Below are 15366 nucleotides of genomic sequence, written 5' to 3'. Positions count from 1 at the left end.
CCTCGATTTCTTTTCTATTACTGCCTACCTTAACGATTCAGCAGGGGCACTTATTGATGCAAATCAAATACGCCTTCACCTACCCCTTAGGGGGTATATCTATGATTTGTCAGGATTTTTATAAGTGACGGATATTGTTTGATTTTTGTGCTTGTTCGTTTTTCGCACAAAATTAATGGGGTTTTTACCCATCGGCGGGCAGGGCGGGTGAGCACAGGGGAAACCCCTTTGCAGTACGCAAAGGGATTACGGCGATTAGTGGGTAGCTGTTGCCGGGTTGTGTTGACGGTGACGGGTCACAAAGCCCAGCACGAAGCACATGATAAACACCACGGCGTATAGACCGTTAGCGGTATGCAGCGCCGCCAGCGGGCCGCTGTGCGCAACAATCGGGCCCGTGACCACGAAGGTCAGCATGGTGCCGATGGTGCCGCAGGTCAGCACAAAGTTCACCAGCTTTGGCGAGGCCACTTTGGTCTGAAGAGAGCCAAGGGTGATGATCGAGGTATAAATCGCGCTGGAGAAGAAGCCCAGGGTCAGGATGAACCACGGCATATGCTCCGGGGAACCGTTGATGAACAGATACATCAGCACGGTCGCCAGACCCGCCAGAACGGTCAGGATCCGTTGCAGGTCGAAGAAGCGCAGGATAAAGCTAAATGCCCACATGCCGAACATGTAAGACATCCAGAAATCGCTCACCAGTTTACCCGCGTCGTTCAGGCTCATGCCCAGACCTTTAGCATACTCTGGAACCCAGGAGATAAAGCCCAGCTGGCCGAGGATGTAACACAGCGCGGCGATGGAGAGGAACAGTACGCCGATACCCCATTTTTCTTTCGCAACCGGCTCGGATGTAGTCTGCGCTTTTTTGCCCAGCACCGGGAACTCGCAGCCGAAGGTGAGAATAAAGATCGCGACATAGACCAGACCAATGCAGGCATATACCCAGTACCACTCAATGCTGCGCGCCAGAAGATACGCGGCGACCATCGGGAAAATCATCCCGGCCATGCTGAAGAAGGAGTCGGTGAACAGCAGACGCGCGCCGCGCTGGCGGCCTTCATACATGTGCGTAATCAGAAACGTACCGATCGACATGGTGATCCCGCTCACCAGGCCCAGTACGAACATGGCGGCAGAGAAGAGGGCGATGCTGTGGCTCAACATCAGGCCCGCCACGGCGGCAACCATCAGCACGAAGCCAAAACGCAGCTGCGTTTTCAGCGGTACGATTTCCATCAGCCAGGCATTAAGGAAAATAGAGATCAGGATCCCCGCGTTCAGGAAGGTGAAGGTGTTACTCATGCTGGAAACGGGCAGCTGGAAGTAGTCTGCGATATTTCCCATCACCATCCCGGTGACGATCACCAACGCGCCGGTCAGGGCGTAAGAGAAGAAGCTAATCCATGTGAGCTTGATGCGATTGCTGTTAGTCATGTCTGGCCTGTTAAAAGTAAAGAAAAACGCAATGACTGCGTTTGAGCGGGCAGATTTTAGTCGCGAAAGTGATCTAATTAAATCTTTTCAGAAAATTTTGAACACAATTGCAGGTTTTAACGTGATGCAGATCACATTACGTTGCGGGATGAACAATCGTTTGCGCGGTAATAATTGTTTCAATTTGGTAAAATTAGGTAAAAGACTGGTCTGGGTTCATACTGCTCTTTAGAATCAAGCCATTCGCTTTTTATACTGCGCTTTGTTAAGGAATTCTCATGCTCAAATCAACACTGGCGGCTGTTGCAGCTGTGTTTGCTCTTTCTGCCGTTTCCCCTGCTGCGCTGGCAGCCAAAGGAGACCCTCACGTCCTGCTGACTACCTCTGCGGGGAATATTGAGCTGGAGCTGGATAGCCAGAAAGCCCCTGTTTCGGTGAAAAACTTCCTCGACTACGTGAACAGTGGTTTTTATAACAACACCACGTTCCACCGCGTGATCCCGGGCTTTATGATTCAGGGTGGCGGTTTTAACGAGCAGATGCAGCAGAAACAGCCTAACCCGCCCATCAAAAATGAAGCTGACAACGGCCTGCTGAACAAGCGCGGCACCATCTCGATGGCGCGTACGGCGGACAAAGACAGCGCCACCAGCCAGTTCTTCCTCAACGTGGCTGATAACGCCTTCCTGGACCACGGTCAGCGCGACTTTGGCTACGCGGTGTTTGGCAAAGTGGTGAAAGGCATGGACGTGGCGGATAAGATCTCTCAGGTTCAGACTCACGATGTCGGTCCATACCAGAATGTGCCGACTAAGCCTGTCGTCATTCTCTCCGCGAAAGTGCTGCCGTAATCGTTCGTCCACACGGGCATATCCTGCCCGTGTCTTTCCGCCCTCCCTGCGAAAGCGCGTTTTGCTGCTTATACTTGTGGCAAACGGACTATTCAGGGAGGCGTAGTGAAAAAACTCACCGACAAGCAAAAATCCCGTCTCTGGGAGCAACAACGTAGTGTCAATTTTCAGGCCAGCTGCCTCCTTGAAAAAGGTAAGGGGCCCGCTGAACCCGATATCGAGACGCTGGAACTGGGGCCTTCCGCACCGGGTTTACCCCATCTGTGTCTTATTCACCGCCATTTATTCCGCAACGAAATGAAAGGCGCGGGCGAGCTGCGCACCGCCGATATTTCCAAGGGCGACATTCCTTTTTGCCATTTCGAGTACATCGAGAAAGTGGGTAATGAGCTGATGGCTTCGCTGGAAAGTGATAAATATCTGGTAGGCCTTCAGAAAGAAGAGTTTACAGACAGAATCAGTCATTACTACTGTGAAATCAACATGCTACATCCGTTTATGAGCGGTAATGGCGTGGCCCAGCGGATCTTCTTTGAACAACTGGCTATTCATGCGGGCTACGTGCTGAACTGGCAGGGGATCGACCCGGACGACTGGGCTGCCGCCAACCAGAGCGGGGCGATGGGGGATTTGACCGCCCTGAACGTCATCTTCGCCAAAGTTGTGAGCGAAGCGCGGGAATCTGCGTAAAATAGGGCGGCCATTTTTTCAGGAGCCGCCATGATTCTGCTGATTGATAACTATGATTCCTTTACCTGGAACCTCTACCAGTATTTTTGCGAGCTGGGGGCAGAGGTGGTTGTCCGCCGTAACGATGAGATCGCGCTGGATGACATTGACGCGCTGGCACCTCAGAAAATCGTGATTTCGCCCGGGCCGTGTACCCCGTCGGAGTCCGGCATCTCGCTGGCGGTAATCCAACACTATGCGGGCAAACTGCCGATTCTGGGCGTCTGCCTGGGTCACCAGGCCATTGCGCAGGTCTTTGGCGCCACCATTGTCCGTGCCGCGAAAGTCATGCATGGCAAAACCTCACCGATCACACACACCGGTACCGGCGCATTCCTGGGGCTAAACAATCCGTTAACCGTGACGCGCTACCATTCTCTGATTATTGATCCGCCGACCCTGCCGGCCTGCTTTGAGGTTACCGCCTGGAGCGAGACGCAGGAGATCATGGGCATTCGCCACCGCGAGTACGATCTGGAAGGTGTGCAGTTCCACCCGGAAAGCATTCTCAGCGAACAGGGGCACGCGCTGCTGGCCAATTTCCTTAATCGCTGAATATCGGTTGCCTTGCTGTGATTTTTTATGCATATTTTGTGATTATATTTTCACAATAACTGTGACATAAAAATGGATGGTCATGACATGGCAACTGAACAACCAGCAATTACCCGCGCGACATTCGATGAAGTGATCCTGCCGATTTATGCACCGGCTGAGTTTATCCCGGTGAAAGGGAGAGGCAGCCGCGTCTGGGATCAGCAGGGCAACGAGTATGTTGATTTCGCAGGCGGTATTGCGGTGACGGCACTGGGCCATTGCCATCCTGCGCTGGTGGACGCGCTGAAAACGCAGGGCGAAACGCTGTGGCACACCAGCAACGTGTTCACCAACGAACCGGCGCTGCGTCTGGGGCGTAAGATCATCGATGCCACCTTCTCCGAACGCGTGCTGTTTATGAACTCCGGCACCGAAGCCAACGAAACTGCCTTTAAGCTGGCGCGCTACTACGCAACCACGCGTCATAGTCCGTACAAAACCAAAATCATCGCCTTCCATAACGCCTTCCACGGTCGCTCGTTCTTTACCGTTTCCGTGGGCGGCCAGCCGAAGTATTCCGACGGCTTTGGTCCGAAACCTGCGGATATCATCCACGTGCCGTTTAACGATCTGCACGCCGTTAAAGCGGTGATGGACGATCACACCTGTGCCGTGGTGGTCGAGCCCATTCAGGGGGAAGGCGGCGTCACGGCGGCCACCCCGGAATTTCTGCAAGGGCTGCGCGAACTGTGTGACGAGCACCAGGCGCTGCTGGTGTTTGATGAAGTGCAGTGTGGGATGGGGCGTACCGGGGATCTGTTCGCTTATATGCACTACGGCGTAACGCCGGATATTCTGACCAGCGCGAAAGCGCTCGGCGGCGGTTTCCCGGTCAGTGCGGTACTCACTACCCAGGATATCGCTTCCGCATTTCATGTGGGCTCACACGGCTCCACCTACGGCGGTAATCCGCTGGCGTGTGCCGTGGCGGGTGCGGCGTTCGATATCATTAATACGCCGGACGTCCTGAATGGCGTGAATGCGAAACGCGATCTGTTTGTGAAACATCTTCAGCAGATTGACGAACAGTTTGATGTCTTCAGCGAAATCCGCGGAATGGGGCTGCTGATTGGCGCCGAGTTGAAGCCTCAGTATAAAGGCCGCGCGCGCGATTTCCTGCACGCCGCCGCGCACGAAGGCGTCATGGTGCTCAATGCCGGGCCGGACGTGATGCGCTTTGCGCCATCGCTTGTGGTGGAAGACAAAGACATCGAAGACGGATTAACCCGTTTTGCCGCGGCAGTCGCGAAGATCGTCAGCGGCTAATACGCGGTTCGTTTTAACCGGCGCGTTAACCAAATCCCGTGATGCGGGCGCTGACGCCATGCCACCGACGAAATGGTGTGCATGGTGTTCAGGTGGCCGAGAACGCGCTGTAAATGCTGCTCAAGGGTGCTCATCGGCCCGTGGGTCAGCGTCTCCGGCGCTTCCAGAATGTTCGAATCACCTGACTCGCCCGGTGCATCATACTCCAGGCGCTGCTGACAGCGCTGCAACGCAATTTCACACGACTGCAAATAGCGCTGCGCCAGATCCGGCGTCAGCATCGTGTGCTCCCGCGCCAGCGTCGTCATGGCATTGATATGCTCGACGATAAACTGGCTGTGCGTGACCCACAGCTTCATGTCAGCCAGATAGTGCGCGTTAAAGCCCGGCTCCTGCATGGCCTGGTTAAGGGAGTTGAACAGGGCGTTATGCGCCTGGTTGACCTTCATGCGCTCGTAGGCCAGCGGAGAGGGCTGTGGGTCATCGCTCAGGATCAGACGAATGGCCTGCTGGTCAGCTTCCAGCGCGTCGTGGGCGTTCTGCCTCAACAGCCCACTCTGCCACTGCGGCCACAGCCAGACCATGCCGCCAAAGGCGATCAGGCAGCCAATCAGCGTATCGACCAGACGGGCAATAATAAACTGTTCCCCGTTAAGCGTGAGCAGTTGAAGGGTATACACCGCCGTCACCGTAAAGCCCACCATCGCCCAGCCGTAGTTTTTGCGGATAATCAGATAGCTCACCAGCGTGATTGCCAGCATACCGGCCAGGGTATAGCCCTCCGGCACGTGGAAGTGCAGCGTCACGCCCGCGATAATCAGCCCCGCCATCGTGCCGCCCGCCCGATGCAGAATACGGACCCGCGTGGCGCCATAGCCGTTCTGGGTAACAAACAGTACGGTCATTAAGATCCAGTAGGGTTTCGGCAGGTGCAGGGCCATTCCCATCAGGCTGGCGATGCTCAGCATCACACTGATCCGTGCGGCATTGCGCAGGGCAGAAGATTTCAGTGAAAGATAGCTTTTGAGCGCGGGCAGCAGCGGCAGCCGTTTTTGCTTATCGGCCATCAGGTCGCGGGCATAAAGCGGGCGCTGGGTGCGTAACACCCGGGCGATGCGGCTGAAATGCCAGGCAGCAAATTGCCCGACCGGGTTATCCGCGTGCTGACGCGCAATCTTTTCCAGCGCGCCGAGCTGTTTGTCCATGTTAAAGCGCGTCGGGTAGCGGTGATAGAGGATATCGTCAGCCAGCACCCGCAGGCGGGCCGCGACGGTCTGCGCGTTCCAGCGGATCACCGCTTCTGCATGGCTGCGCTCCACCAGCTTTTGCACCTCTTCCGGATTATGAAGGCTGACGGAGATATGCTCCTGCAAATCCAGCCCGACCTGGAAGATTCGCAGCAGCCGCTTGTATTCATGATTTTTGTTGGCGGCAAGCATGTGCAACTGCTGATAGCACTGGCTGATCAGATCCACCACTTTTTGCTGGCGCGCCAGTAGCGGCGGCAGGGATTTTTCCGGGTCGGTATGTTGAGTGAGCAGGGTGTATTTTGCTTCGCAGTATTCAGCAAGCTGCACGTAGAGCAGGCTCAGGGATTCGCGCAGCGGCTGTTCCCGCCACAGCCAGAACCAGAACCAGTTAAACAGCCCGTACCACAGCGTGCCGAGGGCGTAGATCAGCAATGGCTCCCACACCGGCATATTACCTGCAAGGCTTAAGGTGAAGATGGCGGCAATCAGCGACGCGGGAAGCAGGCGGGCGTGCAGCGAGCTGATTTCGGCGGTGACGCCGAGCGTCATCGCCAGCACGGTCAGGATCAGCGGCAGAGGAATGTCGCGGGCCAGTAAGAGTTGTACGGCAAGGCTACAGCCGGCAAACAGGCAGCCGCCAATAATCAGACGTTTAAAAAAGCGTTTATGGGGCGTATCCAGACCGGCAATGTTGCAGCAGGCGGGCACGAGGGAAAACAGCAGGCCTTGCTGAAGATGTCCGAGGAGCAGGCCCACGGCCACGGGAAGACACAACACCAGCGTTTGTCGTAGTGCGTAGTTAACTTCCGGGTGATAGATCAGCCTGCGCCACATGAGGAGTAGAGACAAAAACGGCGTGCCACCTTGCGGCGGCACGCCGTTTGACCGGAATTAACGGGTCCCGTAAACCACGATGGTTTTACCGTGGGCGGAGATCAGGTTCTGATCTTCCAGCATCTTCAGGATACGGCCCACTGTTTCACGGGAGCAGCCGACGATCTGACCGATTTCCTGGCGGGTAATTTTAATTTGCATACCGTCAGGGTGGGTCATGGCGTCTGGCTGTTTCGCCAGGTTCAACAGAGTCTGCGCGATACGACCGGTTACGTCCAGGAAGGCGAGGTTACCTACCTTCTCAGAGGTCACTTGCAGACGGCGTGCCATCTGGGAAGAGAGACGCATCAGGATGTCAGGGTTGACCTGAATCAGCTGACGGAATTTCTTATAAGAAATTTCAGCCACTTCACATGCTGTTTTTGCACGAACCCAGGCGCTACGTTCCTGGCCTTCTTCAAACAGGCCCAGTTCACCGATAAAATCGCCCTGGTTCAGATAAGAAAGGATCATCTCTTTCCCTTCTTCATCTTTGATCAGCACGGCCACCGAGCCTTTAACGATGTAATACAACGTTTCCGCTTTTTCACCCTGGTGAATCAGCGTGCTCTTTGATGGGTACTTATGAATGTGGCAATGAGACAAGAACCATTCGAGAGTCGGGTCTGTTTGCGGTTTGCCAAGCACCATGCGCTGTTATCCTCTGTTATAAGCTGTCACCAGAGTCATAAGATGCATCCGGACTCTGGGGTTGCAATCGAATTCTTACCCATACCTGGGAAGTCGGCTGTCGTAACGTTTCGCAGCCAGTAAAGTTTGATGTCCTCTGCATACATGTGTAACGTCAATGTATTACTGTAGCATCCAGAGTGTTTTAGCATAGCTTTCGCCGCGTGTCTCCTGGTGTCTCGCTTCAGCATGACGCAGGTCGCCTTCCGTTGCGAGAAATGTAACGTACACGTAATCTGTCATAAAAAATGCAACGTTGGAGTGAGTGAATATGCAAGCGCGTGTGAAATGGGTTGAAGGGTTAACGTTCCTGGGCGAGTCTGCTTCCGGGCACCAGGTTTTGATGGATGGCAACTCCGGCGATAAAGCGCCAAGCCCGATGGAGATGGTGCTGATGGCGGCGGGCGGATGCAGCGCGATCGACGTGGTGTCGATCCTGCAAAAAGGCCGTCATGACGTGACCGATTGTGAAGTGAAGCTGACGTCAGAACGTCGCGAAGAGGCGCCACGCCTGTTCACGCATATTAATCTGCACTTTATCGTCACTGGCAAAGAACTGAAGGATGCGGCGGTCTCGCGTGCGGTTGACCTTTCTGCGGAGAAATACTGCTCTGTGGCGTTAATGCTGGAGAAAGCGGTAAAAATCACCCATACGTATGAAGTGATAGAGGCTTAATTATTGGGGCATCGTGCGTGTTGATGCCCTCACCCTAACCCTCTCCCACGGGGAGAGGGAACATGTTCACGCGATCTGCTTCCCTTCCATCAGCCGCTGCACCAGCGGTGTCATGATAAGTTCCATTGCCAGCCCCATTTTTCCCCCGGGCACCACTAACGTATTCATGTGCGAAATAAACGAACCTTGTAGCATCGCCAGCAGCCAGGGGTAATCAATGCCTTCCAGGTTGCGGAAGTGGATCACCACAAAGCTCTCGTCCAGGGAAGGGATGCTTTTTGCGGCGAACGGGTTGGAGGTGTCCACGGTGGGGACGCGCTGGAAGTTAATGTGGGTTCGGGAGAACTGCGGCGTCAGGAAGTTGATGTAATCTTCCATGGAGCGCACCACCGAATCCATGACCGCCTCTCGCGAATGGCCGCGCTCGCTCATGTCACGCGTCAGCTTCTGGATCCACTCAAGGTTAACAATCGGCACCACCCCCACCAGCAAATCCACGTGGCGCGCCACGTCGTGCTGAGGCGTCACCACGCCGCCGTGCAATCCTTCGTAAAACAGCACGTCAGTCGGTTCCGGCAGCGGCTGCCAGGGCGTGAACGTGCCGGGGACCTGGTTCCAGGGCACGGCTTCATCGTAGGTGTGGAGATACTTGCGGGACTGCCCGGTACCGCTTTGCCCGTATTCACGGAAGGTTTGCTCCAGCAGGCCGAAGTCATTGGCCTCCGGGCCGAAGTAGCTGATGTGTTTACCCAGATCGCGCGCCTTGCGGATGGCCATATCCATCTCCGGGCGCGTGTAGCGGTGAAAGCTGTCGCCTTCTACCTCGGCCGCCCGTAAGTTAAGCTGGGCGAAGATCTTGCGGAAGGCGAGGCTGGTGGTAGTGGTTCCCGCCCCACTCGAACCCGTAACGGCAATAACCGGATGTCTGGCAGACATAGCAACTCCCTGACTGGAAAAGTGTAAAGATCAGCCATGAAACGCGTTGCGGGGCATGATATTGACCGTCTCATGCAGTTCGGACCATACCAGCACCACGTCGCCGCTTTTAAGCTGGCGCTTAACATCGTTGACCTTTTGTTCAAGCGAACGTTCATGTTCACCATAATCGGTGCCTTCGCGCAAGACAAAGCTTTCAATCAGATTATCGAGCGTTTCGGGAGAGAGATCCTGCCAGGGAATAATCATTTTTTACCGTCCAGATAGGCCGTTAACCAGTCGGGTATACGCGTCTCAAGCCACATTTTTGGCCGACGCAGCGTGCCGCCGACAAAACCGACGTGTCCCCCGAATTGGGTGAGCTGATACTCCACGTTGGCCGGCAGATGATCGGGCGCCGGGATCGAGTGATGATCCATAAACGGATCATCTTTGGCGTGGATAATCAGCGTGGGTTTCGTGATTTGATTCAGTAAAGGCATGGCGCTGCACTGACGGTAATAGTCAATCGCATCGGCAAAACCGTGAATTTTCGAGGTGATCAAATCATCAAACTCGCGCAGGCGCTTCACGCGTTTGAGCTGTTGCAGCGTCACAGGCAGCGTATCCGGATAGGCCTTCAGCTTGCGCGCGGCGTTGGCTTTCAGCAGGTTGAGCAGGTAGCGCTGGTACACTCGCGAAAAGCCCTTTTCCATATGATAGCTGCACTGCTCCAGCATAAACGGCGCAGAGACAATCACCGCCGCATCCAGCGGTACGGCGTCGCTCTCCTTCGCCAGCAGACAGGCCAGCATATTGCCGCCCAGCGAATACCCCACCGCTGCCGTTGGCGCCTCGCCGAAATTGTCTCTTAGCCAGCGCAGGAACCAGGTGCCGTCCTCGGTTTCACCCGAGTGATAAATGCGTTTCTGACGATTAGGCTCGCCGCTGCATCCGCGAAAATGCATCACCACCCCAAGCCAGCCGCGGGCTTTCGCCGCCTCAATGAGTCCGTGTGCGTAAGGGCTGTGCAGGCTGCCTTCCAGACCGTGAAACACTACCAGACGGGGTTTATGTCTGGCCCGATCCGGATCTTCGCTCCAGGCGAGATCCAAAAAGTCGCCATCCGGCAAATCCAGGCGTTGCCAGTGCGGGGTGAACTGTACCTTGCGGCGGATCAGGCGCGGCAGCATGGTTTGCAGGTGAGGGTTAGCCACACCGCGCATGGGCACGAACTCTGCGCTCTCTTCGGCTGCAATGTCGAAGTCTGAGGGAATAATTTGGGTCATAAGGGCGATGCTGATTCTTGTCAGAAATTAACTATACCTTCCGAATTGTACCCCGTTTAGCCCGTTTTTCCGAAACATGAACTGATCCCGATCACAAATATTTACCTTGATTATTACTCTCAGGCTAATGATTTGCCTCTACGCTTAATTGATGCCTTTCTCACCAGAGCGCACACTTTACTCAACGTTAAGCAAATCAGAATGATGTGCTGAATCAGGAGGTTAATAATGTTATCTGGGCAAACACCCACCCGGCAATGGAACACCCGACGCAGTGAGAAAGCGCGTCGTCTGGCGTCCGTACCGGTGCAGGGCAAGGTACTGCCAACCGGCGATCTTGTCGCCATGCTGGAAAAACTGATCGCACCAGGCGACAAAGTCGTTCTGGAAGGCAACAACCAGAAGCAGGCGGATTTCCTTTCCCGTTCACTGGCGGAAGTGAACCCGCAAATCGTGCACGATCTGCATATGATCATGCCGAGCGTGGGCCGCAGCGAACATCTGGACATCTTTGAGAAAGGCATCGCCCGCAAGCTGGACTTCTCCTTCTCCGGTACGCAAAGCCTGCGCATTTCGCAGCTGCTGGAGGATGGTCAGCTCGAAATCGGGGCGATTCACACCTACATCGAACTCTACTCACGTTTATACGTCGACCTTTCGCCAAACGTGGCGCTGATTGCCGGTTTTAAAGCGGACCGCAAAGGCAACCTCTATACCGGGGCGAGTACCGAAGATACCCCGGCGCTGGTGGAAGCCGCCGCGTTCCACGACGGCATCGTCATCGCGCAGGTGAACGAGCTGGTGGATGACGAGTGCGACCTTCCGCGTGTGGATATTCCGGGCTCGTGGATTGATTTTGTGGTGGTTGCCGATAAGCCGTTCTTTATCGAACCGCTTTTCACCCGCGACCCACGCCTGATCAAACAGGAACACATCCTGATGGCGATGATGGCGATTAAAGGCATCTACGCCGAACACCAGGTGCAGTCCCTGAACCACGGGATTGGCTTTAACACCGCAGCGATCGAGCTGCTGCTGCCAACCTACGGCGAACAGCTCGGACTCAAAGGCAAAATCTGTAAACACTGGACTTTGAACCCGCATCCAACGCTGATCCCGGCCATCGAAAGCGGCTGGGTGGAGAGCGTCCACTGCTTCGGCGGCGAGCTTGGGATGGAAGAGTACATCCGCGCCCGTCCGGACGTGTTCTTTACCGGTGCTGACGGCTCCATGCGCTCTAACCGCGCCTTCTGTCAGCTGGCTGGTCAGTACGCGGTCGATATGTTTATCGGTTCCACGCTACAGGTTGATGGTTACGCTAACTCCTCAACCGTGACCCGCGGCCGTCTTTCCGGCTTCGGCGGCGCACCAAACATGGGCCACGATCCGCACGGTCGTCGCCACGCCACACCGGCCTGGCTGAACATGATCACCGAGCCTGACCCGATGCAGCGCGGTAAAAAGCTGGTTGTGCAGATGGTGGAAACCTTCCAGGCGGGCGTGAAGCCAACCTTCGTGGAAAAACTCGACGCTGTTGACGTCGCGAAAGCCTCCGGTATGCCGCTGGCGCCGGTCATGATTTATGGCGATGACGTCACCCACGTGCTGACGGAAGAGGGGATTGCTTACCTCTACCGGGCGAAAGATCTGGAAGAGCGTCGCGCCATGGTCGCCGCCGTGGCGGGTATCACCGATATCGGTCTGGGCGTTGACGCCAAACGCGTGGCGGAACTGCGCCAGAGCGGCAAGGTTGTGTATCCGGAAGATATGGGCATTCGTCGTACCGATGCCACTCGCTCTCTGCTGGCTGCGGGCAGCGTGGCTGACCTCGTTGAGTGGTCCGGTGGTCTGTATAACCCACCTGCGAAATTCCGGAGCTGGTAATGAAACTTCTGCCCCAGATCCAGGTTGAAGGCGGTGCCGAATGGCTGGCGCGAACCGCCACGCAGTGTCTGATTGACGAAGCACGTTTAAGCCCGAAGCCCGGTCTGGTGGACAGCCGGGGGAACGGCGCGCACCACGATTTATCGCTTGCGCTGATGGAGCGCTCCGCTCACAGCCTGACCCCCACGTTTCAGGCGCTGGCACAGCAGAGCTGGCAGCGTCCGGCGGATATTGCCCTCCGGCAAACCGTTGGCCGCCTGGGTCGCGAAGGTGAACGGCAGATGATGGCCGCTACCGACGGCGTGAACACGCACCGTGGCGCGATCTGGGCGCTGGGATTGCTGGTGAGCGCGGTGGCGATGCTGGGCGGCGATGCCCGTGCGCAAACCGTCGCGAACACCGCCGCTCAGCTGGCGAAGCTGCCGGATGACGTGGCGCCGAAAGTGTTCAGCAAGGGGTTACGCGTCACGCACCGCTACCGTGTACCGGGTGCGCGTGAAGAGGCTCAGCAGGCGTTTCCGCACATCATGCAGCGCGCGCTGCCGCAGCTTCGCCTCAGCCGTCTCAACGGCAGCAGCGAAACGCAGGCCAGACTCGACGCGCTGATGGCGATCATGACCTCGCTCACCGACACCTGCGTGCTGTCGCGCGCCGGCATGGAGGGGCTGGACGCCATGCAGAACGGCGCCCGTGCAGTGCTGAACGCCGGAGGATGCGCAACGCTCGCCGGGCAGCAGGCGCTGGCGCGGTTAGACCGTCAGATGCTGGCGCTTAACGCCTCGCCGGGCGGAGCCGCAGACCTGCTTGCCGCCACGCTGTTTCTTGACCGCGTCGAAACGCCCTATTCAAAGCATTAAGAGGATGTTATGGAAAAAATCACATTGACCGTGCCCGCCAGCCGCGAAGTAAGCGGCAGGGCGCTGGCAGGGGTAGTCGGTTCCGGGGATATGGAGGTGCTTTTCACCGCCGAACCGGGCCAGACCTTAACCATTGATATCACCACCTCCGTCGACAACAGCCGCGGGCGCTGGGAGGCGTTGTTCAACCGCCTGCAAACCGTCAGCAGCCTGCCCGCAGGTAAGCTGACCATCCACGACTTCGGCGCGACGCCGGGCGTGGCACGCATTCGTATCGAACAGGTCTTTGAAGGGGTGAATCATGCGTGATGACAGCAGCTTTATCGAACTAAAAGCGCGCCAGCGTGCACAGGCGCTGCTCGACGACGGCAGCTACCGCGAACTGCTGGATCCGTTCGAAGGCATTATTTCTCCATGGCTTGGGCCACAGGGGATTGTTCCTCAGGCTGATGACGGCATGGTGGTCGCGAAAGGGACCATCAACGGCCAGCCTGCGGTGGTGGTGGCGATTGAAGGCACCTTCCAGGGCGGCAGCATGGGCGAAGTGTCCGGCGCCAAAATGGCGGCGGCGCTGGAGCTGGCGGCGGAAGATAACCGCAACGGCATTCCGACTCAGGCGGTACTGTGCCTCGAAACCGGTGGCGTGCGTTTGCAGGAAGCCAACCTCGGCCTGGCGGCGATTGCCGATATCCACGCCGCGATCGTTGACCTGCGTCGCTATACCCCGGTCGTCGGGATTGTCGCCGGGACCGTAGGCTGCTTCGGCGGGATGTCTATCGCCGCGGCGCTGTGCAGCTATCTGATTGTGACCCGCGAAGCGCGTCTTGGCCTCAACGGCCCGCAGGTTATTGAGCAGGAAGCGGGCATTGAAGAGTACGACTCCCGCGACCGTCCGTTTATCTGGAGCATGACCGGCGGCGAAGTGCGCTATGAAAGCGGGCTGGTGGACGCGCTCGTCGGCGACGGCGTGAACGCGGTGAAAGCCGCGATGAACGAGGCCATCGCCAAAGGCGTACCGGCGAAACATCGCACCGATAACTACGACGATTATCTGAACCGTCTGACGAATTTCGACACCCGCAAACAGGCCGATGCCGAACAGATTAAAGCGCTTTTTGCCCGGGAGGTGAAATGATGACTAACTCAATTAGCCGTGGCGAACTCTGGCTGGAAACTCTGGCCCCGAACGCGAAACGTCTGGAGGGGTTATGCCCGTCCGTGCAGGCCGCAGACGGCGAGCTGAACGGTGAAACGGTGCGTTTTGTCGCCGTGGTGCCGGACGCCAACAACCACTTCCCGCGCGCGGCGCAGGGTGAAGTCGGCCTGCTGGAAGGCTGGACGCTGGCAAAAGTGGTCAGCGAAACCGTTGCCGCTGATGCAGATAAAGCCGTGAAGCGCCCGATTGTGGCGGTGATCGATGTCCCAAGCCAGGCCTATGGCCGTCGCGAAGAGGCGTTTGGCATCCACCAGGCGCTGGCCGGCGCCGCTGCCGCCTACGCTAATGCGCGGCTGGCAGGTCATCCGGTGATTGGTCTTATCGTCGGTAAGGCCATGTCCGGCGCGTTTCTGGCGCACGGCTACCAGGCTAACCGTCTGATTGCCTTCAACGATAAAGGCGTGCTGATCCACGCCATGGGCAAAGAGTCTGCGGCGCGCATTACGCTGCGTACCGTTGAGGCGCTGGAAAAACTGGCGGCAACCATCCCGCCAATGGCGTACGACATCAGCAACTACGCCACGCTGGGGCTGCTTTCCGACCTGCTGGATATCAGCAATCCGGATGCCCCTTCCGAAAGCGATCTGACGCGGGTGAAAACCACCCTGCAACAGGCCATCAGTGACGCTCGTCAGGACACCACGTTGAAAAACCGTCTGGGTGCTGACAACCGCCGCAGCTCAGCGCTCGTACGTGAACGTATGCGAGCCAGCTGGTAAGTAAAAAGAGACCTGCCAGATGCATCACCCCGTGGGCGCGCCCGTTGCGTCCACGCGGGAACCTGCATCCTGAAAATAATAAACATCGCGCCAGTGCTTAAACTTTTTTACTAC

The 15366-nt window shown here is 56.8% G+C and carries 16 protein-coding genes; 10 read left to right on the top strand and 6 right to left on the bottom strand.

The features are described from left to right. Positions 1–255: 255 nt before the first annotated feature. Positions 256–1440 (bottom strand): MFS transporter TsgA, encoded by a 1185-nt coding sequence (gene tsgA / locus ACOTX4_RS19205; protein ID WP_003861648.1) that lies wholly within the window; start codon positions 1438–1440, stop codon positions 256–258. Positions 1441–1718: 278 nt separating this feature from the next. Here tsgA and ppiA point away from each other — a divergent pair, with 278 nt between their 5' ends. From ppiA to argD, 4 genes are all read left to right on the top strand, one after another. Further along, the gene (gene ppiA / locus ACOTX4_RS19200; RefSeq protein WP_003861649.1) at positions 1719–2291 is read left to right on the top strand and encodes a peptidylprolyl isomerase A; all 573 of its coding nucleotides are present in this window, start codon (positions 1719–1721) and stop codon (positions 2289–2291) included. A gap of 105 nt (positions 2292–2396) precedes the next feature. Next, positions 2397–2981: a putative adenosine monophosphate-protein transferase Fic gene (locus tag ACOTX4_RS19195; RefSeq protein ID WP_003861652.1), complete on the top strand. Its 585-nt coding sequence runs from the start codon at positions 2397–2399 to the stop codon at positions 2979–2981. 30 nt (positions 2982–3011) lie between these two features. Continuing rightward, complete coding sequence (gene pabA / locus ACOTX4_RS19190; RefSeq protein ID WP_003861654.1) at positions 3012–3575, top strand: aminodeoxychorismate synthase component 2; 564 nt, start codon at positions 3012–3014, stop codon at positions 3573–3575. Positions 3576–3662: 87 nt separating this feature from the next. Beyond that, the gene (gene argD / locus ACOTX4_RS19185) at positions 3663–4883 is read left to right on the top strand and encodes a bifunctional acetylornithine/succinyldiaminopimelate transaminase (RefSeq protein ID WP_173828827.1); all 1221 of its coding nucleotides are present in this window, start codon (positions 3663–3665) and stop codon (positions 4881–4883) included. On the opposite strand, the gene ACOTX4_RS19180 is transcribed toward argD, so the two are convergent. Both ACOTX4_RS19180 and crp read right to left on the bottom strand, forming a co-directional pair. Next, positions 4880–6967, bottom strand: coding sequence for a YccS/YhfK family putative transporter (locus tag ACOTX4_RS19180; protein ID WP_003861657.1), 2088 nt, complete (start codon positions 6965–6967; stop codon positions 4880–4882). The two genes, argD and ACOTX4_RS19180, sit on opposite strands and share 4 nt — an antisense overlap. A gap of 57 nt (positions 6968–7024) precedes the next feature. Continuing rightward, positions 7025–7657: a cAMP-activated global transcriptional regulator CRP gene (gene crp, locus ACOTX4_RS19175; RefSeq protein ID WP_000242758.1), complete on the bottom strand. Its 633-nt coding sequence runs from the start codon at positions 7655–7657 to the stop codon at positions 7025–7027. A 310-nt stretch (positions 7658–7967) separates the two neighbouring features. Here crp and ACOTX4_RS19170 point away from each other — a divergent pair, with 310 nt between their 5' ends. Next, positions 7968–8372 (top strand): OsmC family protein, encoded by a 405-nt coding sequence (locus ACOTX4_RS19170; RefSeq protein ID WP_003861661.1) that lies wholly within the window; start codon positions 7968–7970, stop codon positions 8370–8372. 66 nt (positions 8373–8438) lie between these two features. Here the strand turns inward: ACOTX4_RS19170 and ACOTX4_RS19165 are convergent, their stop codons facing one another. From ACOTX4_RS19165 to ACOTX4_RS19155, 3 genes are read right to left on the bottom strand one after another with little or no spacing between them, the layout of a single operon-like run. Beyond that, complete coding sequence (locus tag ACOTX4_RS19165) at positions 8439–9308, bottom strand: phosphoribulokinase (protein WP_003861663.1); 870 nt, start codon at positions 9306–9308, stop codon at positions 8439–8441. A gap of 30 nt (positions 9309–9338) precedes the next feature. Then, on the bottom strand, positions 9339–9557 hold the full coding sequence (locus ACOTX4_RS19160; RefSeq protein ID WP_003861664.1) for a YheU family protein: 219 nt from the start codon (positions 9555–9557) through the stop codon (positions 9339–9341). Next, positions 9554–10576: a hydrolase gene (locus ACOTX4_RS19155; protein WP_045330091.1), complete on the bottom strand. Its 1023-nt coding sequence runs from the start codon at positions 10574–10576 to the stop codon at positions 9554–9556. The genes ACOTX4_RS19160 and ACOTX4_RS19155 overlap by 4 nt, the downstream gene beginning before the upstream one ends. A gap of 228 nt (positions 10577–10804) precedes the next feature. Here ACOTX4_RS19155 and mdcA point away from each other — a divergent pair, with 228 nt between their 5' ends. From mdcA to mdcE, 5 genes are read left to right on the top strand one after another with little or no spacing between them, the layout of a single operon-like run. Next, the gene (gene mdcA / locus ACOTX4_RS19150; RefSeq protein ID WP_003861669.1) at positions 10805–12460 is read left to right on the top strand and encodes a malonate decarboxylase subunit alpha; all 1656 of its coding nucleotides are present in this window, start codon (positions 10805–10807) and stop codon (positions 12458–12460) included. Continuing rightward, positions 12460–13317: a triphosphoribosyl-dephospho-CoA synthase gene (locus ACOTX4_RS19145; protein ID WP_045330100.1), complete on the top strand. Its 858-nt coding sequence runs from the start codon at positions 12460–12462 to the stop codon at positions 13315–13317. Before mdcA ends, ACOTX4_RS19145 begins: the two co-directional genes overlap by 1 nt. Positions 13318–13326: 9 nt before the next feature. Continuing rightward, a complete protein-coding gene (mdcC, locus tag ACOTX4_RS19140) occupies positions 13327–13626 on the top strand; it encodes a malonate decarboxylase acyl carrier protein (RefSeq protein WP_000411786.1) in 300 nt (99 codons plus the stop codon). After that, positions 13619–14452 carry a biotin-independent malonate decarboxylase subunit beta gene (locus ACOTX4_RS19135; protein ID WP_003861672.1) on the top strand — a complete coding sequence of 278 codons (834 nt, stop codon included), beginning with the start codon at positions 13619–13621 and terminating at the stop codon, positions 14450–14452. Before mdcC ends, ACOTX4_RS19135 begins: the two co-directional genes overlap by 8 nt. Further along, positions 14452–15252, top strand: a complete 801-nt coding sequence (gene mdcE, locus ACOTX4_RS19130) for a biotin-independent malonate decarboxylase subunit gamma (protein WP_003861675.1) — start codon at positions 14452–14454, stop codon at positions 15250–15252. Before ACOTX4_RS19135 ends, mdcE begins: the two co-directional genes overlap by 1 nt. The last annotated feature ends 114 nt before the right edge of the window (positions 15253–15366 follow it).

It is taken from the genome of Enterobacter cloacae complex sp. IR5459 (assembly GCF_049238005.1).
Taxonomy (GTDB): domain Bacteria; phylum Pseudomonadota; class Gammaproteobacteria; order Enterobacterales; family Enterobacteriaceae; genus Enterobacter; species Enterobacter hormaechei_C.
Note: the sequence above shows the minus strand (reverse complement) of the source record. Positions and strands in the feature narration are given on the sequence as shown.

What these genes read in the sequence shown, in the direction of transcription:
- ACOTX4_RS19145 (WP_045330100.1), top strand. Translation starts at nt 12,460, where the DNA reads ATGAAACTTCTGCCCCAGATCCAGGTTGAAGGCGGTGCCGAATGGCTG.
- ACOTX4_RS19160 (WP_003861664.1), bottom strand. Translation starts at nt 9,557, where the DNA reads ATGATTATTCCCTGGCAGGATCTCTCTCCCGAAACGCTCGATAATCTG.
- mdcE (WP_003861675.1), top strand. Translation starts at nt 14,452, where the DNA reads ATGACTAACTCAATTAGCCGTGGCGAACTCTGGCTGGAAACTCTGGCC.
- mdcA (WP_003861669.1), top strand. Translation starts at nt 10,805, where the DNA reads ATGTTATCTGGGCAAACACCCACCCGGCAATGGAACACCCGACGCAGT.
- ACOTX4_RS19170 (WP_003861661.1), top strand. Translation starts at nt 7,968, where the DNA reads ATGCAAGCGCGTGTGAAATGGGTTGAAGGGTTAACGTTCCTGGGCGAG.
- tsgA (WP_003861648.1), bottom strand. Translation starts at nt 1,440, where the DNA reads ATGACTAACAGCAATCGCATCAAGCTCACATGGATTAGCTTCTTCTCT.
- argD (WP_173828827.1), top strand. Translation starts at nt 3,663, where the DNA reads ATGGCAACTGAACAACCAGCAATTACCCGCGCGACATTCGATGAAGTG.
- ACOTX4_RS19165 (WP_003861663.1), bottom strand. Translation starts at nt 9,308, where the DNA reads ATGTCTGCCAGACATCCGGTTATTGCCGTTACGGGTTCGAGTGGGGCG.
- ACOTX4_RS19180 (WP_003861657.1), bottom strand. Translation starts at nt 6,967, where the DNA reads ATGTGGCGCAGGCTGATCTATCACCCGGAAGTTAACTACGCACTACGA.
- pabA (WP_003861654.1), top strand. Translation starts at nt 3,012, where the DNA reads ATGATTCTGCTGATTGATAACTATGATTCCTTTACCTGGAACCTCTAC.
- ACOTX4_RS19135 (WP_003861672.1), top strand. Translation starts at nt 13,619, where the DNA reads ATGCGTGATGACAGCAGCTTTATCGAACTAAAAGCGCGCCAGCGTGCA.
- mdcC (WP_000411786.1), top strand. Translation starts at nt 13,327, where the DNA reads ATGGAAAAAATCACATTGACCGTGCCCGCCAGCCGCGAAGTAAGCGGC.
- ACOTX4_RS19155 (WP_045330091.1), bottom strand. Translation starts at nt 10,576, where the DNA reads ATGACCCAAATTATTCCCTCAGACTTCGACATTGCAGCCGAAGAGAGC.
- crp (WP_000242758.1), bottom strand. Translation starts at nt 7,657, where the DNA reads ATGGTGCTTGGCAAACCGCAAACAGACCCGACTCTCGAATGGTTCTTG.
- ppiA (WP_003861649.1), top strand. Translation starts at nt 1,719, where the DNA reads ATGCTCAAATCAACACTGGCGGCTGTTGCAGCTGTGTTTGCTCTTTCT.